General features: G+C 66.6%; 19 protein-coding genes and 3 pseudogenes. 13 read left to right on the top strand and 9 right to left on the bottom strand.

The window, feature by feature from the left end; all coding sequences use genetic code 11:
• The 6 genes from gspL to gspG all read right to left on the bottom strand — a co-directional run.
• A partial coding sequence (gene gspL / locus BMG07_RS22320) for a type II secretion system protein GspL (RefSeq protein ID WP_269759268.1) occupies window positions 1–518 on the bottom strand: 518 nt, incomplete at its 3' end.
• A 127-nt stretch (window positions 519–645) separates the two neighbouring features.
• Window positions 646–1659, bottom strand: a complete 1014-nt coding sequence (gspK, locus tag BMG07_RS22315; protein ID WP_198086373.1) for a type II secretion system minor pseudopilin GspK — start codon at window positions 1657–1659, stop codon at window positions 646–648.
• Entirely contained in the window at window positions 1656–2348 is a 693-nt protein-coding gene (locus BMG07_RS22310; protein WP_198086372.1) for a type II secretion system protein J, read from the bottom strand. The genes gspK and BMG07_RS22310 overlap by 4 nt, the downstream gene beginning before the upstream one ends.
• The gene (gene gspI / locus BMG07_RS22305) at window positions 2348–2734 is read right to left on the bottom strand and encodes a type II secretion system minor pseudopilin GspI (RefSeq protein WP_198086371.1); all 387 of its coding nucleotides are present in this window, start codon (window positions 2732–2734) and stop codon (window positions 2348–2350) included. The genes BMG07_RS22310 and gspI overlap by 1 nt, the downstream gene beginning before the upstream one ends.
• Entirely contained in the window at window positions 2731–3234 is a 504-nt protein-coding gene (locus BMG07_RS22300; protein ID WP_198086370.1) for a prepilin-type N-terminal cleavage/methylation domain-containing protein, read from the bottom strand. Before BMG07_RS22300 ends, gspI begins: the two co-directional genes overlap by 4 nt.
• Window positions 3209–3649 carry a type II secretion system major pseudopilin GspG gene (gene gspG, locus BMG07_RS22295; RefSeq protein ID WP_198086369.1) on the bottom strand — a complete coding sequence of 147 codons (441 nt, stop codon included), beginning with the start codon at window positions 3647–3649 and terminating at the stop codon, window positions 3209–3211. Before gspG ends, BMG07_RS22300 begins: the two co-directional genes overlap by 26 nt.
• A gap of 50 nt (window positions 3650–3699) precedes the next feature.
• On the opposite strand from gspG, the gene BMG07_RS22290 reads away from it, so the two are divergent.
• Complete coding sequence (locus BMG07_RS22290) at window positions 3700–4299, top strand: type II secretion system protein N (protein ID WP_198086368.1); 600 nt, start codon at window positions 3700–3702, stop codon at window positions 4297–4299.
• A gap of 85 nt (window positions 4300–4384) precedes the next feature.
• Here BMG07_RS22290 and ilvA read toward each other — a convergent pair whose 3' ends face one another.
• On the bottom strand, window positions 4385–6001 hold the full coding sequence (gene ilvA, locus BMG07_RS22285) for a threonine ammonia-lyase, biosynthetic (protein ID WP_198086367.1): 1617 nt from the start codon (window positions 5999–6001) through the stop codon (window positions 4385–4387).
• A gap of 136 nt (window positions 6002–6137) precedes the next feature.
• Between ilvA and BMG07_RS22280 the strand changes: the two genes are divergently transcribed.
• Window positions 6138–7181: a hypothetical protein gene (locus tag BMG07_RS22280; RefSeq protein ID WP_269759267.1), complete on the top strand. Its 1044-nt coding sequence runs from the start codon at window positions 6138–6140 to the stop codon at window positions 7179–7181.
• Window positions 7182–7275: 94 nt separating this feature from the next.
• On the opposite strand, the gene BMG07_RS22275 is transcribed toward BMG07_RS22280, so the two are convergent.
• Entirely contained in the window at window positions 7276–8496 is a 1221-nt protein-coding gene (locus BMG07_RS22275; RefSeq protein WP_269759269.1) for a porin, read from the bottom strand.
• Between the two features lie 280 nt (window positions 8497–8776).
• Between BMG07_RS22275 and BMG07_RS22270 the strand changes: the two genes are divergently transcribed.
• Window positions 8777–9226: an OsmC family protein gene (locus BMG07_RS22270; RefSeq protein WP_007834112.1), complete on the top strand. Its 450-nt coding sequence runs from the start codon at window positions 8777–8779 to the stop codon at window positions 9224–9226.
• Window positions 9227–9249: 23 nt separating this feature from the next.
• On the opposite strand, the gene coq7 is transcribed toward BMG07_RS22270, so the two are convergent.
• On the bottom strand, window positions 9250–9879 hold the full coding sequence (gene coq7, locus BMG07_RS22265) for a 2-polyprenyl-3-methyl-6-methoxy-1,4-benzoquinone monooxygenase (RefSeq protein WP_198086365.1): 630 nt from the start codon (window positions 9877–9879) through the stop codon (window positions 9250–9252).
• Between the two features lie 280 nt (window positions 9880–10159).
• Between coq7 and BMG07_RS22260 the strand changes: the two genes are divergently transcribed.
• From BMG07_RS22260 to ygiD, 10 genes and pseudogenes are all read left to right on the top strand, one after another.
• Entirely contained in the window at window positions 10160–11449 is a 1290-nt protein-coding gene (locus BMG07_RS22260; protein ID WP_198086364.1) for a porin, read from the top strand.
• A 185-nt stretch (window positions 11450–11634) separates the two neighbouring features.
• Window positions 11635–12615: an ABC transporter permease gene (locus BMG07_RS22255; protein ID WP_198086363.1), complete on the top strand. Its 981-nt coding sequence runs from the start codon at window positions 11635–11637 to the stop codon at window positions 12613–12615.
• Between the two features lie 34 nt (window positions 12616–12649).
• Window positions 12650–13887, top strand: a pseudogene (locus tag BMG07_RS22250) (M20 aminoacylase family protein).
• Between the two features lie 31 nt (window positions 13888–13918).
• Window positions 13919–15504 (top strand): annotated as a pseudogene (locus BMG07_RS22245) (ABC transporter substrate-binding protein).
• Window positions 15505–15575: 71 nt separating this feature from the next.
• Window positions 15576–16486, top strand: a pseudogene (locus BMG07_RS22240) (ABC transporter permease).
• A gap of 133 nt (window positions 16487–16619) precedes the next feature.
• Complete coding sequence (locus tag BMG07_RS22235; RefSeq protein ID WP_198086362.1) at window positions 16620–17690, top strand: ABC transporter ATP-binding protein; 1071 nt, start codon at window positions 16620–16622, stop codon at window positions 17688–17690.
• Window positions 17687–18724, top strand: coding sequence for an ABC transporter ATP-binding protein (locus tag BMG07_RS22230; RefSeq protein ID WP_198086361.1), 1038 nt, complete (start codon window positions 17687–17689; stop codon window positions 18722–18724). The genes BMG07_RS22235 and BMG07_RS22230 overlap by 4 nt, the downstream gene beginning before the upstream one ends.
• A 94-nt stretch (window positions 18725–18818) precedes the next feature.
• Window positions 18819–18998, top strand: coding sequence for a DUF3311 domain-containing protein (locus tag BMG07_RS22225; protein WP_198086360.1), 180 nt, complete (start codon window positions 18819–18821; stop codon window positions 18996–18998).
• The gene (gene mctP / locus BMG07_RS22220; RefSeq protein WP_374221310.1) at window positions 18995–20503 is read left to right on the top strand and encodes a monocarboxylate uptake permease MctP; all 1509 of its coding nucleotides are present in this window, start codon (window positions 18995–18997) and stop codon (window positions 20501–20503) included. Before BMG07_RS22225 ends, mctP begins: the two co-directional genes overlap by 4 nt.
• A 78-nt stretch (window positions 20504–20581) precedes the next feature.
• A complete protein-coding gene (gene ygiD / locus BMG07_RS22215; protein ID WP_198086358.1) occupies window positions 20582–21502 on the top strand; it encodes a 4,5-DOPA dioxygenase extradiol in 921 nt (306 codons plus the stop codon).
• Window positions 21503–21504: the final 2 nt, after the last annotated feature.

Raw genomic sequence — 21504 nt, 5'->3', positions numbered from 1 at the left:
GGCAGCGAGACCACGCCGTCGGCGTCGCACACCGTGAGCTGCGGCGCCTCGGGCTCGCCCGTGACCTGCAGCAGCGGCGGCCCGTCGGCCGGTTGCGGCGCGAACTCGGGAACGATGCGCACCACGCGCCGCCCGGCCGCTTCGAGCCCTTGCACCACGCTGCGCAGCCAGATGCGGTTGCAGGCGGCCACCCACACGGGCGCGCCGGCCTTGGCGTCGGGCTCGAGCGCGAAGTGCAGCGTTTCGGGTTCGTCGAGCAGGTGTTCTTCGAGCAGGCCGTCGAGCACGGCGCGCAGCTTCGAGGCGCTGCCCATGCTGCCCTTGGGCAGCGTGATGCGGTGCCACGACAGCGCGGCCGAAGGAATGCCGAGCATGACTTCGGTGCTCGAGGGCAGGAGCGTCAGCAGCGCGCGGCCTTGGTTGCGCAGGGCAATGCCGTCGTCGCCTGCCTGGGCCCAGTCGTACTCACCCGCGGCATCGGCCGGAGGGAGGGGAGCAATGAGCAGCAGCGGAGTCATGTCGATCTTGGAAAAGCCGGTGATTGTAGGTGGGCGTCTTACAGGTAAACGCTCTAATTTCGATAGCGTAACGTGCTGATGTGACGGGCGTTAGAAGACGTTTTGACTACAAATTCGGCCCTTGAAATCAGGGTTTGACCGGAGTGTTCGTTGCGCCGGCGCCGCGCGTGCGCCAGACCGTCGTCACCGTGACACCGTTGCGCTGTAGAAGCGAGTGCTCCTCGACCCAGGTGCGGTCCAGCCGCAGCTTGCCGTAGACCTCGAAGTACTGCGTGCCCACGCCGTGCTGCGCGGCGTTGAAGGGCGCCCCCCCGCTGGGCAGCGCGGCGTTGGCGGCGGCCAGGTCCTTGAAGAAGGAGCGCGCGCGGCGCTCGACGAGCTGGCGCGCGTTGGCGATGCTGAGCGATTCCATGCTGGCGCTGATCGCCTCGGCGCTCGCGGTGTTGATGTTGAGCGTGGTGCGCGTCGGCAGGATCGTCACGTAGGGCTCGAGCGCCTTCGCGGTCGAGGGCGACAGGCCCAGCCACACCAGCTGCGAGACCTCCTGCGGCAGCAGCGGCGCGCCGCCGGCATCGCCGCCCCCGCCATCTGTGCCGGTGCCAGTGCCGGTGCCGTTTGCCAGCGCGGCCACGAGGCCCGCTGTCATCTGGTTCAGTTCGGACACCGGCAGGCCCAGCAGGTTGAACAGCCGCGTGAAGGTGGCAACACCCGCCGGCAGGGGCTTGCCGTTGTCGACCAGCGACAGCACGTTGAGCTTGGACTGCGCGTCGACGATGCGGCCCGACAGGAAGGCGTCGGGCAGGCCTTCGAGGTTGTCGCTCGACACGTTCTTGTCGGCCGACAGGAAGCTCGTGAGCCGCGCTTCCTCGAGCGGCACGGCCCACGGTTCGCCCAGGTGGTCGGGGCCGCCGGCGCGGCCGTCTTCGGCCAGGATCAGGCGCGACCAGTCGAGCGCCCCGATCAGCACCCAGGCGGCCTGCACGCGCGCGCGCTCGGCGCCTTCGACTTCGGCGGCGCGCCACTGCTGCCACAGCGCGGCGGCGGCGAAGGTCGCGACCAGCATGACGGTGAGCATCGCGGCGAGCAGCGCGGCACCGGACTGCGAACGCTGATTCTTCTTCGTCGTCGTGGTCGTGGTCATGATTTGGGCGACCCGACGGTCGGGCGGACCCAGTCGCGCGTGAGCGTGCCCGAGAGGCCGTCGCCGGGCGGCAGGTTCAGCACCAGGCGCACGCCGTCGGGCATGGCAATGACGGGGGGCGCGGGGTTGGCCGGGTTGGGCACGGAAGGAGCCAACTGGCCGGCGGGCACCCAGTTGTTGTCGCGGAAGTAGAAGAGCTGCCAGCTGTTGGCGGCCATCAGCGTGGTCTCGGAGGCGGTGCCGGTCTGCGTGCCGCCGTCCTGCGACCAGGCGCCGGCCATGTCCCAGGCCTGCTGCCATTCGCCGCGCGTGGAAAAAGGCTGCGACTGCCAGCGCCGCCAGCGCGTGCCGTCGGCACCGGAGCGCAGCGTCCAGGCCACCACCAGCACGGACGGCGAGTTGGCATCGCTGCCGCGGCGCGTGAGCCGCAGCACGCGGCCGTCCCAGTCGATCGGGCGGGTCTGCGCGAGCGTGGTCGCGGCGTCGAGGTCGGCGCCCCACTGCGCGAGCGTGGCCTGCAGCGTCAGGATGGCGTCGGCGCGCTGCTGGTTCTGCGAGGTGGCGCGCGACATGCTGTCGAGCCCGCGCCAGCTCACCAGCGACAGCAGCGCCATCACGGCAATGGCCACGAGCAGCTCGATCAGCGTGAAGCCGCGCGCGGCGCCAAGGCGGCGGGCGTTCCGTGCCATCAGTAGCGCCCCACGACGGTCGAGATGCGCAGGATCGGCGCGTTGGCTTCGTCGCGCACCTGCACGTCGACGCGGCGAAAGTTCGGGTTGAGCGTGGCCACGGTGCTGGTGGTCACGTTGAACGACACGCCCGCTTGCGCGCAGATCGAGCCCGAGTCGCCCACGGCGGGCATCTGCCGCGACAGGCGGGCCTTGGCGAGTTCGTTCTCGGCGCACAGGTCGGCCAGCACCAGGTCGGACTGGCGCTGCGCATTGCGCGTGAGCGACATCGTGGCCTGCGAGCCGGCCGCCAGCGCCAGCGCGACGATGCCCAGCGCGATCAGCACCTCGATCAGCGTGAAGCCGCCGTGGCGCGAAGCGGGGCGGGTCAGGATGCTGCGGCTCATGGTGCGTCGGCGAAAACGGTGAAGGGCCGCAGCCCGTCGGTGGCGATGCGCAGAGAGCGCGCGGGCGGCCCGGCCGAATAGAGCGTGACCTGCTGCGCCGCAATGATCGGATCGGGCCCGAGCTGCAGGGCCGGCACCTGCGTGCCGTTGGCGAGCGCGGCCTGGGCCGTGATGCCCTCGGCAGCCCAGCCGCTGGGCAGCGCGTCGGCGGGCAGGCCGTCGAACACGAAGCTGCCTTCGACCGACCTCCAGCGCACCGCGACGCCGCTGGCGCGCGACTGGGCGCGGGCCGATTCGAGCAGCGCGGCGAGCCGGTCGGCCTCGCGGTCGAGCCTGGCGGCGTTGGTGTCGCGCATCGCGAAGCTCACGGCGGCGGTGGCGATCGCGATGATGGCGATCACCACGATCAGCTCCAGCAGCGTGAAGCCGGAAGAGGGCGAAGGGTGCTGGTTGCGGCGCGGTGCGCCTGTGCCGCTACTGCCAGCTGCCGATGTCGGCATTCTTGCCTTCGCCGCCGCTCTGGCCGTCGGCGCCGAACGAGAGCACGTCGATCTCGCCCTTGATGCCCGGGTTCATGTACTGGTAGGGGTGGCCCCACGGGTCGTTGGGCAGCTTCTCGACGTAGGGCTTCCAATTGGGCGCGGCGGGGCCCGTGGTCGGGCGCGTCAGCAGCGCCTGCAGGCCCTGCTCGGCCGTGGGGTAGCGTTGGTTGTCCAGGCGGTAGAGCTTGAGCGCCTGCATCAGGTTGTTGATGTCGGTGCGCGCGGCCGTCACGCGGGCGTCGTCGGCGCGCTCAATCACGTTCGGCACGATCAGCGCCGCCAGCACGCCGATGATGACCAGCACCACCATCAGTTCGATCAGCGTGAAGCCGCGTTGGGCGGTGCGGGAAGCGGCACGAAGGAATTTGTTCATAGGTTGGGCGGACATGATTCGGAAAGCGCGCTGCATGATAATCCGCGCCCATGACAAGTCCTTACTCCGCTGCCCGCTGGCATGCCCCACTTGCAACGACCGGGCTTTGGGCGCTGGCCGCCGGCGCCGCGGTGTTCTGGGTGCTCCGGCTGGCGTCGCCCACCGACGTCGTGGCCGCGGCGGCGAGCATGCCGCGGCCGTCGGTCGCGGCCGATACCGATGCGGTGGCGCGCCTGCTGGGCGTGCTGCCCGCGTCGAGTTCGGCGCCGGTGGCGCCGGAAGCCGCGAGCCGCTTCGCGCTGTCGGGCGTGGTGGCGGACCCGTCGAAGCAGGGGGCGGCGCTGATCGCCATCGACGGCAAGCCGCCGCGGCCGTTCCGCGTCGGCTCGAAGGTCGGCGACAACTACGTGCTGCAGTCAGTGGGGCTGCGTTCGGCAACGCTCGGCGCGCAGGCCGACGGGCCGGCGGCGTTCACGCTGCAATTGCCGGTGCGCGCGCCGATCAGCCTGAGCGCGCCGGCGCCGCTGTCCGCCGTGACATCGCCCACGCCGGTCGGACTGCCGCCGGCGACGATGCCTGCGGTGATGGCGCCGCCGCCTTTGCCGCAGCAGCAGCCCGGGGCGGCGCCGCAGCCCGCGCAAGCGCAGTAGCGCTGATGACGCAGGTCTCGCGAATCACGCGAACGACGATCGAAGCCGGCCTTGCGCCGGCTTTTGTTTTTCCGCGGGCTTTCGCTCAGGCCTGCAGGAAGAGCCGGTACGCCGGGTTCGCCGTTTCCTCGACGTAGGGATAGCCCAGCGTTTCGAGGAAGGCCGCGAACTCGGTGGACTCCCCGGCCGGCACCTGCAGCCCGACGAGGATGCGGCCGTAGTCGGCGCCCTGGTTGCGGTAGTGGAACAGGCTGATGTTCCAGTTCGGCCGCATCAGGCTCAGGAACTTCAGCAGCGCGCCGGGGCGCTCGGGGAACACGAAGCGCAGCAGGCGCTCGTCGTGCGCAAGGCCGGTGCGCCCACCCACCAGGTGTCGCAGATGCTCCTTGGCGAGTTCGTCGTGCGTGAGGTCGAGCGCGTCGAAGCCGTGGTCGTTGAAGATCCGCGCGATGGTGGCCGACTCGCCGCGCGCCGACGTGGTCAGGCCGACGAACACGTGGGCCTTGGCGGCGTCGCTGATGCGGTAGTTGAACTCCGTCACGTTGCGCAGCGCACCGCCGCCGGTGCCAGCGGCTTCGTCTTCGCTCGCGGGCATTTCGCTGACCAGTTCGCAGAAGCGGCGGAAGCTGCCGCGCTCTTCGGGAATCGTGACGGCGAACAGCGCCTCGCGTTCTTCGCCGACCTCGGCGCGCTCGGCAACGAAGCGCAGGCGGTCGAAGTTCATGTTCGCGCCGCAGAGGATGGCCGCGTAGGTCTCGCCGTGGCGGCCGTGCTGCGCCACGTACTGCTTGATCGCCGCCACCGCGAGCGCGCCCGCGGGTTCGACGATCCCGCGCGTGTCCACGAAGATGTCCTTGATGGCCGCGCACACGGCATCGGTGTCGACCGCGATGTAGTCGTCCACCAGTTCGTTGGCGATGCGGAAAGTTTCCTCGCCGACGAGCTTGACGGCGGTGCCGTCGGAGAACAGGCCGACGTCGGGCAGGCTCACGCGTTGGTGCGCGGCGACCGACTGCATCATTGCGTCGGAGTCGTTCATCTGCACACCGATCACCTTGATCTCGGGACGCACGGCCTTGATGTAGTTGGCCACGCCGGAGATCAATCCGCCGCCGCCGATCGCAACGAACACGGCATCGAGCGGGCCCTGGTGCTGGCGCAGGATTTCCATCGCGATGGTGCCCTGGCCCGCGATGACGTCGGGGTCGTCGAAGGGATGCACGAAGGTCAGGTTCTGCTGGGCCTGCAATTCGAGCGCATGCAGATAGGCGTCTGAATAGCTCTCGCCGTGCAGCACGATTTCTCCGCCGAAACCACGCACCGCATCGATCTTCAATTTGGGCGTGGTCACCGGCATCACGATGACGGCGCGCGTGCCGAGCTTGCGCGCGCCCAATGCAACGCCTTGCGCGTGATTGCCGGCTGAAGCGCAAATCACACCGCTCGCCAATTGCGCGGCGCTCAGGTGCGCCATCTTGTTATAGGCACCTCTGAGCTTGAAGCTGAAGACCGGCTGCTGGTCTTCGCGCTTGAGCAAAACAGTGTTGCCGAGCCGCTCGCTGAGCGCTCGCGCTTTCTCCAACGCGGACTCGACAGCGACGTCGTAAACCCGGGCGTTGAGAATTTTTCTGAGATAGTCGGCGGGCGTCAGCGCCGCATGAACAGATGCATCGCGCACGATATTTTCCAAGGGAGTTTTCATTTGCTAACCAACGATGATAAGAGGCATCGGGATTGCATGCGGGGTAAGACATGGACACAAATGTCATAAATCTCTTTTACAGAGTCCCGGCTGCCAATGATTCGGGTTTTTGGCGCGCAACTATTCCGCGATTCACATGCCCGCTAATCCGTTTACGGTTGAGCAAAATTTGTTATCCGTTTCTGTCAGCGACCTCTCGAAGGGACTGATGCAAGCGGAGGCCGCACGCGTCCAAAGAAAAGAAATTGGGCGCCCGACATGGCAAGTGATGGGCAACAGACTGCGTGCGCACATCGTTCCGTTGCTGGGCGAATTGCCCGCGCAGTCGTTCGCCACATCGGACGCGCAACGCCTGATCGATCACCTCGGCGCGCAAGGCTTTACCAGCACGACGATCGCGCAGTACCTGGTCTTGTTGCGCAAGGTCGTGATGCACGGCGTACACACCGGCGTGCTGCGCGACGCGCCTGCATTTCCGAAAGTGAAGGTGCGCAGCCAGCCGCGCGGCAGCTTCAGCGTGACGGAGTACCGGTCGATCATTTCGACCGCGCGCAGCTTGCGCGGGCACTCGCATCCGGTGCTCGATCAGCTGTCGGCCGGCGAGCGGTTCTGGATTGCGCGAGAACTGCTGGTGATGCCCGACGAGTTGCCCTGGCTGATTCGCTGGATGGTCAACACCTTCGTGCGCCCGAGCGACATCAAGCTCATGAAGAACAAACACATCGAGGTGGTGCGCGGCAAGCACGTCTACCTGCGGATGAACTTGCCGGAGACCAAGCGGCACAGCCAGCCCATCGTGAGCTTGCGTCCTGCCGTGCGTGTTTATGAATGTTTGCTCGCTTATCGCACCGAGCATGGCCATGGCGGCGCGGAAGACTACATCTTCATGCCGCACCTGAAGAATCGTGAGCACGCGTTGGCGGTGCTCAACTTCTTCTTTCACTGGGTGCTCGAGAAGGCGAGGCTCGAGAAAGGCCCGCTGGGCCAATCGCGAACGCTCTATTGCCTGCGCCACACCGCGATCACATTGCGGCTGTTGTACGGGCAGGGCATCGACATGCTGACCTTGGCGCGCAATGCGCGCACGAGCGTCAACATGGTCGAACGTTTCTACGCGTCGGTGTTGAGCGGAGAAATGAATGTGGGGCTGCTGCAGAGCCGGCGAGGCCGGACGAGCTGAAGAGGAACGGCAAAAAGCCGCCCGGCGTGAACCGGGCGACTTGAGGCTTTGCTGATTCGAACTGGCGAGGGCCAGCATGGGAATCAGAGCGCGATCAGAACGCGTGACGGATACCGAAGTCGTAGCCGGTCGAGGTCTTCGGGGTGAAGCCAGGCATTGCGCTGTAGAAGGCCGGGCCGCCCACGGTCAGTGCAGCGCCGTTCTTGTTGCTCACGCGAGCGACCGCGGTGTACAGCGCGGTGCGCTTCGACAGGTTGTAGACGTAGCCGAGCGCCAGCTTGTTGGCTTTCGGGTCTGCAGCACGCGGCTCCACGGCCGTGTTGTAGTTGTACTTCACAGCCGAATAGGAGGCGTTGATCAACCCAGCGCCGACTGGCACGCTCACACCGAGCAGGTAACCCTTCAGGTCGACATCGGGGCGCTCGCCCGAGATCGGCGTGACTTCGTAGTCACGCGAGTTCTTGGCGCGCGACAGCTCGCCGAAGAGCTTTGCGGGACCGAAGTCGTAGGAAGCGCCCAGGTTGAAGGTCTTCACCGAATCGGTGATGCCGGCGTAGTACTGGTCGCCAACCGTGCTGTTGCCGTAGGCAATGGCCATGTCCAGAGGACCGTTGGCGTAGCCGAAGCGTCCGCCGATGTAGCGGCCAGCGCGCGAGTTGTTCGCCGCGTCAGGTGTGAAGACGCCGCGGTCGTATTTGGTTTGCTCGCTGAAACCGTACATCACCTGGCCGTAGAAACCACCCAGGTTCGGCGGCAGGAAGTAACCGATCGAATTGCTCGCACGATCGTAGTTCTGGTTGCCGGCGAAGCCGCCCGAGTCCTTGGCACCGGCGGTGTTGACGTTGAAGCCGTTCGCGGTGTTGATCAGGTTGGAGCCGACACCGTTGGTGCCGAACGGATCGAACACGGTGTCGTTCCAGAACGTGGGGGTGTAGTCACGACCCAGGCGGACTTCGCCGAAACCACCGGAGAGGCTTACGGTGGAGCGACGCTTGAACGTGGCGACTCCGGTAGCGCCGTCGTCGTTGCTGATGGGGGCTTCGAGCCAGAAGCTGGCTGCCAGGCCGCCCCCGAGGTCCTCCGTGCCACGGAAGCCCAGGCGGCTGGTGTTGTAGCCCGAGTTGGACAACGCGGTTTTGCTGGCGCGAACGCTGCCGCGGTTCGTATAAGCAGGAACACCGAGCTGATTGGCTAGAACAGTGGGCCTGCGATCCTGCGAACTGGACGAATAGCTACTGATCGACGCGTCGACCACACCGAACAGCGTGACGGACGACTGAGCCGAGGCAACACCGGCACCACCGGCGAGAGCCAGGGCAGCCAGAGCAGCTGCCCTTTTCGGCGCAAAGCCTAGAGTGGCCGCAGCGCCTGGCGGACCTGCAAAGAAAAAAAGCCCCGAGCTTTGCAGCTCGGGGCTAAATCCACCAATTGGAAGGGTGGAGGAGACAACTGGGTGCACACACGGTGGTGCGCAATGAAATAAAGTATATCGACTGTTTGTTGCGATGCAACAAGCGAGTGACGCTTTTCCCACACACAAACGGGTGTTGGCGTGCATTTTTGCCCGACATCCTTCACTGGAAACTCAAAAATTCATGGAATGCACAGTAAGTTGGACCGGTGATGCGGGCACCCGGTCGGCCATGGGCTTCGTCGCCGAGACCGGCAGCGGCCACGTTCTGATGATGGACGGTGCGCCCGATGCCGCCAAACCCGAGAACGGCGGCCAGAACCTGGCGGCCAGGCCGATGGAAACCGTGCTGGCCGGCACGGGCGGTTGCACGGCCTACGACGTGGTCCTGATCCTCAAGCGCGGACGCCATCGCGTTGAGCGTTGCAGTGTCAAGCTGACCAGCGAGCGCGCGGAAAAGGATCCGAAGGTCTTCACCAAGATCCACATGCATTTCACCGTGGCGGGCAAGGGTATTCCGGCCTCCGCCGTGGAGCGTGCGATTGCGCTGAGCCACGAAACCTATTGTTCGGCCAGCATCATGCTGGCGAAGACCGCCGAGATCACGACCAGTTTCGACCTAATCGAAACCTGAGGCCGGCGGCCCGCCTTCGCTCGTCAGATGCGGTGCGCCAGCGTGGTCATCACGCGGGAGGCCATGCGCATCAGGGCCTTGGCCGGTGCCGGCAACTCCGCGGCGCCGGCATCGACGGCCTGCGCGGCATGGCGCGCTTCGTCGACTTTCATCTGCTCGACCACGGCCCTGGAGGCGCTGTCCGCGAGCGGCAAGCGGTCCAGATGGCTGTCCAGGTGGGCTTCCACCTGACGTTCGGTCTCCGCGACGAAGCCCAGGCTCCAGGGGTCCCCGAGGCGTCCCGCGACGAGGCCCAGGCCGAACGCACCTGCATACCAGACCGGGTTCAGAAGGGACGGCCGCGCGCCCAGGTCGTCCAGGCGCTGGCGCGTCCAGGCCAGATGATCGGTCTCTTCGTGAGAGGCTTCGATGAAGTGCGCGCGCAAGGCCGGATCGCGCGCCACGGCGGCCTGGGCGGTGTAAAGCGCTTGTGCGCAGACTTCCCCGACATGGTTCACGCGCATCAGCGCACCGGCTTCGCGGCGCTCGGCTTCGCTCAATTCGCCGGGCGCCCGGGCGGGCGCGGGCAGAGAGCGGGTGGCGTGGGGGCGGGCGAACAGCGTGCGCAAAGCCGCGTCCGCCGCGGTCAGAACGGGGTCGAACAGGAACGTCATGCACCGATTTGACCGCACATGGGAAATGCCGGTCGGCAATGCTGTCATATTTCACATGGTGGTGTAGTGAGGGGCTAAGTCCTTTGTTGCAGGCGTGCAACGAAACGCGTGAGCCAGCCCACATTTCGGGCGATTTGTTTTGCCCTGCCGCAGCGGCTCTGGTGCAATAGCATCAACTTCCCAAAAGGAGGTTGGCCCGGGGTCCGGTGGGAGCACTAAGTGCCAGTCACAGTGAGCCCTTCGCACCGGAGCCCTATGTTTAACCTTGGAGAAACTTGCAATGAAAAAATCTCTAGTTGCTCTGGCTGCCCTGGCTGTTGCCGGTGTTGCCTCGGCTCAGTCGTCCGTCACGCTGTTCGGTGTGGTCGACGCGTCGATCAGCGGCTACTCGAACACCGCCCGCGACAACCGCGCGACCGTGTTCCCCAACCAATTCGGCGTTCCTGTTTACCTGAACCAAGGTTCGGTCAAGACCAGCAACCGTCAACTGGCTAACTCGGGTTACAACTCGAGCCGCATCGGCTTCCGTGGTACGGAAGACCTCGGCGGTGGCCTGGCTGCCAGCTTCTGGCTCGAAGCCCCGATCACCAACGACGACGGTCAACAAGGTATCTCGACGTTCGCTCGTCGTTCGACCGTGAGCCTGTCGGGTGGTTTCGGTGAAGTTCGCCTGGGTCGTGACTACACCCCCACGTTCTGGAACGACACCGTGTTCGATCCGTTCGGCACCAACGGCGTCGGCACCAACCTGATCTTCGCGGCTGCCAACTCGTTCGGCAACTTCGCACCGAAGGTCACGCCGGTTCCTGGCGTGTACAACGTTCCTAACGTGAACGGCAACAACACGACCCGTGCCAGCAACACCATCGGTTACTTCCTGCCGCCGAACCTGGGTGGTTTCTACGGCCAAGTGATGTACGGCTTCAGCGAAGCCACCAAGTACAGCTCGGCCATTCAGCCGACGATTGCTGACGGCGCCGCACGTGCTGGCCGTTACATCGGTGGCCGCTTCGGTTACGCCAATGGTCCTCTGGACGTCGCAATTGCTTACGGCAGCAGCACGATCGGTGATCAGTACTATGTCGGCACGACTACCAAGGTCAACACCCTGAACCTCGGCGCTTCGTATGACTTCGGTCCTGCAAAGCTCTTCGGTGAAGTGTCGAAGATCCGTAACAAGATCGACTACGAAGTCACGCCTCTGCTGGGCGGCCGTCCCAACATCGACCTGACCGGCTATCTGCTCGGCGTGACCGTTCCGGTCGGCGCTGGCCTGATCCGTGCTTCGTGGTCGCATGTCAAGCAGGACAACAATCTGCCGTTCGACTACTTCAACACGGCTAACAACCTCGATCCGAAGGCTAACAAGCTGGCTCTGGGCTACGTGCACAACCTGTCGAAGCGCACGGCTCTGTACGCTACGATCGCTCGCATCAGCAACAAGAACGGCGCTGGCCTGACCGTGGGCGGCCCTGGCTTCTACAACCCGGCTGCTCCGTCGGCTTACAACGGTGTCTTCACCCCGAAGACCTCGACCGGCTACGACTTCGGTATCCGTCACGCTTTCTAATTTGACGCTGGCGTAAGCCAGCTTCGAATCGAAAAAGCTAAAAGCCACTCGACGCAAGTCGAGTGGCTTTTTTTCGTCTGGAAGATGCATCCCGCCCTCGGGAAATCACGCAGCGTACCCCCGGGGAACCACCGTGCGGGCACGCACCTTGCACTGCTAGCATGCCCGTTCACTTTGTTTGCTGAATGATTGCCTTTGTACTGCGCCGCCTGATCCAGGCCGTGATCGTGATGATCGCGGTCGCGTTCATTGCCTTCCTCCTCTTCCAATATGTCGGTGACCCCGTCGTGTTCCTCCTGGGGCAGGACGCCAAGCCCGACCAGATCCGCGAACTGCGCGCCGCATTGGGGCTCGACCAGCCCTTCTTCGTGCAGTTCTGGCACTTCCTCGTCAATGCCGCGCAGGGCGAGTTCGGGCTGAGCCTGCGCCAGGGCGCCAAGGTGTCGCGCCTGATCGGCGAACGCTTCCCGGCCACGCTCGAGCTCGCATTGGTGGCCGCCGTGCTCGCGCTCTTCATCGGCATTCCGATGGGCGTCTACACCGCGCTGCGTCGCGGCACGTTCATGAGCCAGGTGTTCATGACCGTGTCGCTGCTCGGCGTGTCGCTGCCCACCTTCCTGATCGGCATCCTGCTGATCCTCGTGTTCGCCGTGACGCTGGGCTGGTTCCCGAGCTTCGGCCGCGGCGAGACCGTCAAGCTCGGCTGGTGGACCAGCGGCCTCTTCAGCGCCGACGGCTGGCACCACATCGTGCTGCCGGCGGTGACGCTCGCGATCTTCCAGCTCACGCTGATCATGCGGCTGGTGCGCGCCGAGATGCTCGAGGTGCTGCGCACCGACTACATCAAGTTCGCGCGCGCACGGGGCCTGTCGAACCGCGCCATTCACTTCGGCCACGCGCTCAAGAACACGCTGGTGCCCGTGATGACCATCACCGGCCTGCAACTGGGCGGCCTCATCGCCTTCGCCATCATCACCGAGTCGGTGTTCCAGTGGCCCGGCATGGGCCTGCTGTTCATCCAGGCCGTGACCTTTGCCGACATCCCGGTGATGGCCGCCTACCTGTGCCTCATCGCGCTGATCTTCGTGGTGATCAACCTCGTGGTCGACCTGCTGTATTTCGTGGTCGATCCGCGTCTTCGCGTCGGCAAGGCAGGAGGACATTGAGATGACGACAGCGACCCTCGCGGCTCCGCGCCTCATGGCTTCCGGCCGCGCGTTCGCGCACATCGCGAACTTCTATCCCGAGATCACGGCCTTTCGCCGCGACCTGCACGCCCACCCCGAACTCGGCTTCGAAGAGGTCTACACCTCCGGCCGCGTGCGCGAGGCCCTGCGCGCCTGCGGCGTCGACGAGATCCACGAGGGCATCGGCAAGACCGGCGTCGTCGGCGTCATCCGCGGCCGCTCGACGGCCAGTGGCCGCATGATCGGCCTGCGCGCCGACATGGACGCGCTGCCCATGCGCGAGGACAACGACTTCGGCTGGCGCTCCGCGAGCGACGGCCTCATGCACGGCTGCGGCCACGACGGCCACACGGCCATGCTGGTCGGCGCCGCGCGCTACCTCGCCGAGACGCGCGACTTCGACGGCACCGCCGTGCTGATCTTCCAGCCCGGCGAGGAAGGCTTCGCCGCGCCCGCGTGATGATCGAGGACGGCCTGTTCGACCGCTTCCCCGTGAACGCCGTCTACGCCATGCACAACTGGCCCGCCATGCCCGCCGGCACCGTGGGCATCAACCGCGGCGCGATGATGGCCGCGGCCGACCGCATCACCATCACCATCACGGGCAAGGGCGGCCACGGCGCGCACGCCTACCAGACCATCGACCCCGTGATGGTCGCGGCGCACATCATCACCGCCGTGCAGACCATCGTCTCGCGCAACGTGCGCCCCATCGACGCCGCCGTCATCAGCATCTGCGCGATGCAGGCGGGCGACCTCGGCGCGATGAGCGTGGTGCCGGGCGAGGCCACGCTGGTGGGCACCGTGCGCACCTTCAGCGCGCGCGTGCAGGCGCAGGTCGAGCAGCGGCTGAACGAGTTGTGCTCGGCCATCGCCACCGGCTTCGGTGCCACCGCTTCCATCAAGTACGAGCGCATCTACCCCGCCACCATCAACACCGCGCCCGAGGCCATGTTCGCGGCCGACGTGGCGCAGGCGCTGGTCGGCGCGAAGAACGTCGAGCGCAGCATGGAGCCCAGCATGGGCGCCGAGGACTTCTCCTTCATGCTGCAGAAAAAAGCCGGTGCCTATCTGCGCATCGGCCAGAACGTGCACAACGGTGCTTACCTGCACAACAGCCGCTACGACTTCAATGACGAGATCCTGCCGCTCGGCGCCGCGTTGCATGCGGGCCTGATCGAGCAGGGCATGCCGCTTGCCGCCACCCGCGGTGCGCAGCCAGGGAAAGCCGCCGCCACCGCGGCGTCGTGATGTGTTTGATTCCAACCCGAGGAGTGTTCCCATGAGTTTCATGAAGAAGAATCTGGCCGCGGCCGCCGTCTTGTGCGCCCTGGGCGCCGTCAGCATGGTCGCCGGCGCGCAGACCATCCGCATCGCGAACCAGGGGGACGCGCTGTCGCTCGACCCGCACTCGCTGAACGAGTCGCTGCAGTTGAGCGTCACCGCCAACGTCTATGAAACCCTCGTGGGCCGCAACAAGGACCTGAGCCTTGCGCCGCTGCTCGCCACCAGCTGGAAGCAGACCTCGCCCAACGTGTGGCGCTTCGAACTGCGCAAGGGCGTGGTGTTCCACGACGGCACGCCGTTCACCGCCGACGACGTGGTGTTCAGCTTCGCGCGCGCCCAGGGCGACGGCTCCGACATGCGCGCCACGCTGAGCGACATCAAGGCCGTGCGCAAGGTCGGCGACCTCGCCGTCGAGATCGAGACCAACGGCCCGTTCCCCATCCTGCCCGACGTGATCTCGCTGACCATGATCATGAGCAAGAAATGGTGCGAGGAAAACCAGGCCACCAAGCCGGTCGACCGCCGCAAGGGCATCGAGAACACGGCCTCGTTCAAGGCCAACGGCACCGGCCCGTTCCGCGTGCGCGAGCGCCAGCCCAACGTGCGCACCGTGTTCACGCGCAACGGCACCTACTGGGGCAAGATCGACGGCAATGCGCAAGAGGTCATCTTCACGCCCATCGCCAACCCCGCCACCCGAGTGGCCGCGCTGGTTTCCGGCGAGGTCGACGTGATGGAGCCGGTGCCCGTGCAGGACATCGCCCGCATCAACGCCGCGCCCAACGCCCGCGTGATCACCGGCCCCGAGATGCGCACCATCTTCCTGGGCATGGACCAGAAGCGCGACGAGCTGCAGTACTCGAACATCAAGGGCAAGAACCCGTTCAAGGACAAGCGCGTGCGACAGGCCTTCTACCAGGCCATCGACATCGTCGCATCCAGAAGACCGTCATGCGCGGCGCCTCGCGCCCCACCGGCCTGCTGGTCGGCCCCGGCATCAACGGCTGGACGGCCGAGCAGGACAAGCGCCTGCCCTATGACGTCGAAGCCGCCAAGAAGCTGCTGACCGAAGCCGGCTACCCCAACGGCTTCGAGGTGTCGCTGAACTGCCCGAACGACCGCTACGTGAACGATGGCCAGATCTGCCAGAGCGTGGCCGCCAACCTCGCGAAGATCGGCGTCAAGATCAACCTCGTGGCCGAGACCAAGGGCACCTACTTCCCGAAGGTGCTGCGCCGCGACACCAGCTTCTACATGCTGGGCTGGACCCCGACCACCTACGACTCGCACAACGCGCTGAGCTCGCTCACCTCCTGCCCCGACGACAAGGGCACCGGCCAGTTCAACCTGGGCGCGTACTGCAACCCCAAGCTCGACGAACTGACCAAGAAGATCCAGTCCGAGAGCGACAAGGCCAAGCGCAACGAGATGATCAAGGAGGCGTTCAAGATGCACGCCGACGACGTGGGCCACCTGCCGCTGCACCAGCAGTCGCTGGCCTGGGGCGTGAGCAAGAAGGTCGAGCTGGTGCAACTGGCCGACAACTTCATGTACTTCAAGTGGATGAGCATCAAGCCGTGATCCCGCTGGCCGCTCACGAGGCGGCCTGACCATGGGCCCGCTTCTTGCGGGCCCATTCCTTTTGCCTCACGATGAAAAAAACCCTCGCCCGCTGGGCCGACAGCGATGTCGGCTACAGCTTTCGCACATCGCCGGTGGCCATTGCCGCGGCGCTCATCGCGCTGGTCTGCGTCGTCTGCGCGGTGTTCGCCGGCTGGGTGTCGCCGCACAACCCCTTCGACCTCGCGGCCCTCGAACTCGGTGATGCGCGGCTGCCGCCCGCATGGACCGCCGAAGGCTCGTCCAAGTACCTGCTCGGCACCGACGACCAGGGGCGCGACATTCTCTCGGCCGTCATCTACGCGCGCGCATCTCGCTGATCGTCGGCCTGGTGTCGGTGGTGCTGTCGGTGGTCGTGGGTGTGGTGTTCGGCCTGCTCGCCGGCTTTCTCGGCGGCTGGCTCGACTCCTTCCTCATGCGCGTGTGCGACGTGATGCTGTCGTTCCCGCCGATCCTGGTGGCGCTGCTGATCGCCGGCGTCGGGCGCGCGCTGTTTCCCGGCGCGCACGAGTCGCTGGCCTTCGGCGTGCTGATCATTTCCATCTCGCTCACGGGCTGGGTGCAGTACGCGCGCACGGTGCGCGGCTCCACGCTGGTGGAGCGCAACAAGGAATACGTGCAGGCCGCGCGCGTCACCGGCGTGGCGCCGATACGCATCATGCTGCGCCACGTGCTGCCCAACGTGATGGGGCCGGTGATGGTGCTGGCCACCATCCAGGTCGCGACCGCGATCATCACCGAGGCCACGCTGTCGTTCCTCGGTGTCGGCGTGCCGCCCACGTCGCCCTCGCTGGGCACGCTCATCAGCATCGGCAACCAATACCTGTTCTCGGGCGAATGGTGGATCACGGTGTTTCCGGGCCTGATGCTGGTGCTGATCGCGCTCAGCGTGAACCTGCTCGGCGACTGGCTGCGCGACGCCCTCAACCCGAGACTTAGATGATCACCCCCAGTCTTCGCGCACTTCGTGTCGCTTCGCCAACCCCCTCGCCGGGGGCAACACCAGCGGCCTGGCAAAGCCGGTTCCGCGGTGTTCCTGGAATGTCGCCCCTTGGAGCCCGATGGAAGGTAGCGCCATGAGCTTGCTGCAAGTCAAAGACCTCGTTGTCGAGTTCCCCCACCGCCGCGGCACGCTGCGCGCGCTCGACCAGATTTCGTTCGACATCGCGCCCGGGGAAATCCTCGGCGTGGTGGGCGAGTCGGGCGCGGGCAAGTCGCTCACGGGCGCGGCCATCATCGGGCTGCTCGAGTCGCCGGGCCGCGTGGCCGGCGGCGAGATCCGCCTCGAAGGCCAGCGCATCGACAACCTCGACTTCGATGCGATGCGGCCCATTCGCGGCCGCAAGATCGGTGCGATCTTTCAAGACCCGCTGACCTCGCTGAACCCGCTCTACACCGTGGGCCAGCAATTGGTCGAGACCATTCGCACCCACCTGCCCGTGACCGACGCCGAAGCCCGCAAGCGCGCCATCGGCCTGCTGCAGGACACCGGCATTCCGGCCGCCGAACAGCGCATCGACCACTTCCCGCACCAGTTCTCGGGCGGCATGCGGCAGCGCGTGGTGATCGCGCTGGCGCTGGCGGCCGAGCCCAAGCTCATCGTGGCCGACGAGCCGACCACCGCGCTGGACGTGTCGATCCAGGCGCAGATCATCCAGCTGCTCAAGCACATCTGCAAGGAGCGCGGCGCGGCGGTGATGCTCATCACGCACGACATGGGCGTGATCGCCGAGACCTGCGACCGCGTGGCCGTGATGTACGCCGGGCGCATCGCCGAGATCGGCCCGGTGCACGAGGTGATCCACCAGCCCGCGCATCCCTACACCTCGGGCCTGATGGCCTCGATTCCCGACATGACGAGCGACCGCGAGCGGCTCAACCAGATCGACGGCGCCATGCCCCGGCTCAATGCCATTCCGCGCGGCTGTGCCTACAACCCGCGTTGCCCGCGCACCTTCGCGCGCTGCCTGACCGAGCGGCCCGAACTCATGCACGCCGGCGCCACGCGCGCGGCCTGCTGGCTGCACGACGCCACCGACCCGCATGCGGGCCAGGCCGAACTCGCCGCGCGGCACCACGACGCGCTTGCCGCCGGCGAACGCGCTACGCCCGAAGCGGCCGAACCCCTTGCCGAGGTGACGCGATGAGCGCCGTGATCGAACCCCGCAACGACACGTCGGCCACGGCCGGCGAACCGCTGGTGGTCGCGCACGACCTCGCGCGCACCTTCGACGTCTCGCCGCCCTGGCTCAACCGCGTGCTCGAGCGCAAGCCGCGCGTGCTGCTGCATGCGGTCGACGGCGTGAGCTTTTCCATCGAGCGCGGCAAGACGCTGGCGCTGGTGGGCGAGTCGGGTTGCGGCAAGAGCACCGTGGCGCGGCTGCTGGTGGGCCTGTACGCGCCCACGCGCGGCGGCCTGCAGTTCGACGGCCAGGACGCGCACGCCGCGTTCAAGACCGCCGAGGGCCGCAAGCTGCGCCGCCGCATCCAGATGATCTTCCAGGACCCCTACGCGAGCCTCAACCCGCGCTGGATCGTCGAGGACATCATCGGCGAGCCGCTGCGCGAGCACGGCATCCTCAGCGACAAGGCGGCGCTGCGCGAACGCGTGGGCGAACTGCTGAAGTCGGTCGGCCTGTCGCCGCTGGACATGAGCAAGTACCCGCACCAGTTCTCGGGCGGCCAGCGCCAGCGCATTTCGATTGCACGCGCGCTCGCCACGCAGCCCGAGTTCCTGGTGTGCGACGAGCCCACCTCGGCGCTCGACGTGAGCGTGCAGGCGCAGGTGCTCAACATCATGAAGGACCTGCAGCGCGAGCAGGGCCTGACCTACCTCTTCATCTCGCACAACCTCGCGGTGGTGCGCCACGTGGCAGACCAGGTCGGCGTGATGTACCTGGGCCGGCTGGTCGAGGTGGCCGACAAGCAGAGGCTGTTCGCGGCGCCCCAGCATCCGTACACGCGCATGCTGCTCGACGCGATCCCGCAGATGAAGCACACCGGCCGTTCGCGCACGCCGGTGCAGGGCGAAGTGCCCAACCCGCTGAACCCGCCCACGGGCTGCGCCTTTCATCCGCGCTGCCCGCACGCCAATGCGCGCTGCTCGGCGGAACGGCCGAAGCTGCTGGGCATCGCGGGCGTGCAGGTGGCCTGCCATGCGGTCGAGGAGGGCCGCATCTAGCACCGCGCGCTATTCCGGGTCGCCGCCGCGTGTTCGGCTTTAGGTCTATAACTCCTTGGTGCTTTCGTAAAAATCACACCGAGGAGAACAGCACATGTGGGCCTTGCTCTTGTTGCCCTTCGTGGGCTTGCTGTGGGTGCCGTTCTACAACAGCCCGCTGCCGGACCTGTTCGGCTTTCCTTTCTTCTACTGGTATCAGCTGCTGTGGGTGCCGGTCACGGCACTGCTGATCTGGATCGTCTACCGCCACGGGTATGAAGCGGGAGACGAATGATGGACGGCCAGATCAACTGGACCGCGCTGTCGGTCTTCGTCTTCTTCTTCCTGCTGGTCACGGTGATGGGCTTCTGGGCCTCGCGCTGGCAAAGCGGCGGCGCCAAGGACAAGGGCGCCCATCTCGACGAGTGGGGCCTGGGCGGGCGCAACTTCGGCACCTGGATCACCTGGTTCCTGGTGGGCGGCGACTTCTACACCGCCTACACCGTCATCGCGGTGCCCGCGCTGGTGTACGCGGTGGGGGCCTACGGCTTCTTCGCGCTGCCGTACACCATCCTGGTCTACCCGATCGTCTTCATCATCATGCCCAGGCTGTGGCACGCGGCGCACAAGGCCGGGCACGTGACGGCCGCCGACGTGGTGTACGGGCGCTACGGCTCGCGCGCGCTGGAGCTGGCCATTGCGGTGACGGGCGTGGTCGCGACCATGCCGTACATCGCGCTGCAACTGGTGGGCATGGAAGTGGTCATCAAGGCGCTGGGCCTGACGGGCGAGCTGCCGCTGGCGGCCGCCTTCGTGATCCTGGCGCTCTACACCTACTCGGCGGGGCTGCGGGCGCCGGCGCTCATCGCCTTCGTCAAGGACCTGATGATCTACATCGTGGTGCTGGTGGCGGTGGTGCTGGTGCCCATGAAGCTCGGCGGCTACGGCAGCGTGTTCCATGCGGCGGGCGATGCCTTCGCGGCCAAGGGCGGCGCGACCGGGCTCACGCTCAAGCCGGCGCAGTACCTGCCGTATGCCAGCCTGGCGCTGGGCTCGGCGCTCGCGGCCTTCATGTACCCGCACACGCTGACCGGCATCTTCGCGGCCAAGAGCGCCAACACCATCCGCAAGAACGCCGTGTTCCTGCCGGCCTACACGGTGCTGCTGGGGTTGATCGCGCTGCTGGGCTACATGGCCTACGCGGCCAAGCTCACGGTGAAGAGCAACAACGACGTGGTGCCCGCGCTGTTCAACGCGCTGTTCCCGTCGTGGTTCGCGGGCTTCGCGTTCGCGGCCATCGCCATCGGCGCGCTGGTGCCGGCGGCGGTGATGTCGATCGGCGCGGCCAACCTGTTCACGCGCAATTTCTGGAAAGCCTACGTGCGGCCCGACGTCACGCCGGCGGGTGAAGCCAAGGTCGCGAAGATCGTGTCGCTGGTGGTCAAGCTCGGGGCGCTGGTGTTCATCTTGTTCCTGCCCACCCAGTTCGCGCTCGACCTGCAGCTGCTGGGCGGCCTGTGGATCCTGCAGACCTTCCCGTCGGTGGTGTTCGGCCTGTTCTTCGGCTGGTTCCGTGCGCCGGCACTGCTCGCGGGCTGGGCCGTGGGGCTGGTCGGCGGCAGCTGGATCGCGTTCTCCGACGGCATCAAGCCGGTCCACACCTTCGTGATCGGCGACGGCAGCTACACGCTCTACACGGGGCTCACGGCGCTGGTGCTCAACATCGTGGTGGCGGTGGTGGTGCAGCTCGTGGTCAAGGGCGGGCCGCTGCGCGAGCCGCCGGTGCTCGCCAGGCAATAGACCTCAGACCCGGCCCGTTTCCGAAAAAGTGTGCGCAAAGGCACCGCCTTGCGCCGAAATCTGTTGCAGAGTGCCGCCATGCCAATGACGACCACTCTCGCTACTTCCGAACTGGGCCGCCGCGGCTTCCTGATGGGCACCGCCCTTGGCGCGACCGCGGTGCTGGCGTCGCTGGCCTGCAGCGTGCAGACCGCCAGCGCGGCCACTGGCGGCGCTTCCCGCCGCATGCCGGTGGTCTTCATCGGCCATGGCTCGCCCATGAACGCCCTTGCCGACAACGCCTTCACGCGCCGGCTGGCGGCGTGGGGCCGGGAGCTGCCGCGCCCCACGGCCATCCTCAGCGTGTCGGCGCACTGGCTGAGCCGGGGCGCGACCGGCGTCGGCATGCAGGCGCGGCCGAAGACCATCCACGACTTCGGCGGCTTTCCGCAGGCGCTGTTCGATGTGGAATACCCCGCGCCGGGCCACCCCGCGCTGGCGCAGGAAACGGTCGGCGTGGTGAAGCAGGCACCGGTGATCGCCACCGACCAATGGGGCCTGGACCACGGCACGTGGACGGTGCTGAAGCACCTGTACCCGAAGGCCGATGTGCCCGTGTTCCAGCTCAGCATCGACTACGACAAGCCGGCCGCCTTTCACTACGCGGTGGGGCGGGACCTGGCCGCGCTGCGCGACAAGGGCGTGCTGGTGATGGGCAGCGGCAACGTGGTGCACAACCTGCGCGCCACCGACCGCGGCACGCCCGACGGCCCGAGCGCCAGCCGCCCGTGGGCGCAGTCCTTCGACGATGCGGTGAAGTCGGCGCTGGCCGGCCGCGACGACCGCGCGCTGGTCGAGTACGCCAGGCTGGAAGGCGCGTCGACCGCCGTGGCGACGCCCGATCACTACTACCCGTTTCTCTACGCCCTGGGCGCCGCCGGGAGCGGCGAGCGCGCCAAGACGGTCTACGAGGGCTTCCAGTCGGGCACGCTCAGCATGCGTTGCCTGCAGTTCGGCTGAGC

Source organism: Variovorax sp. E3 (assembly GCF_016082275.1).
Taxonomy (GTDB): Bacteria; Pseudomonadota; Gammaproteobacteria; order Burkholderiales; family Burkholderiaceae_C; genus Variovorax.
Note: the sequence above shows the minus strand (reverse complement) of the source record. Positions and strands in the feature narration are given on the sequence as shown.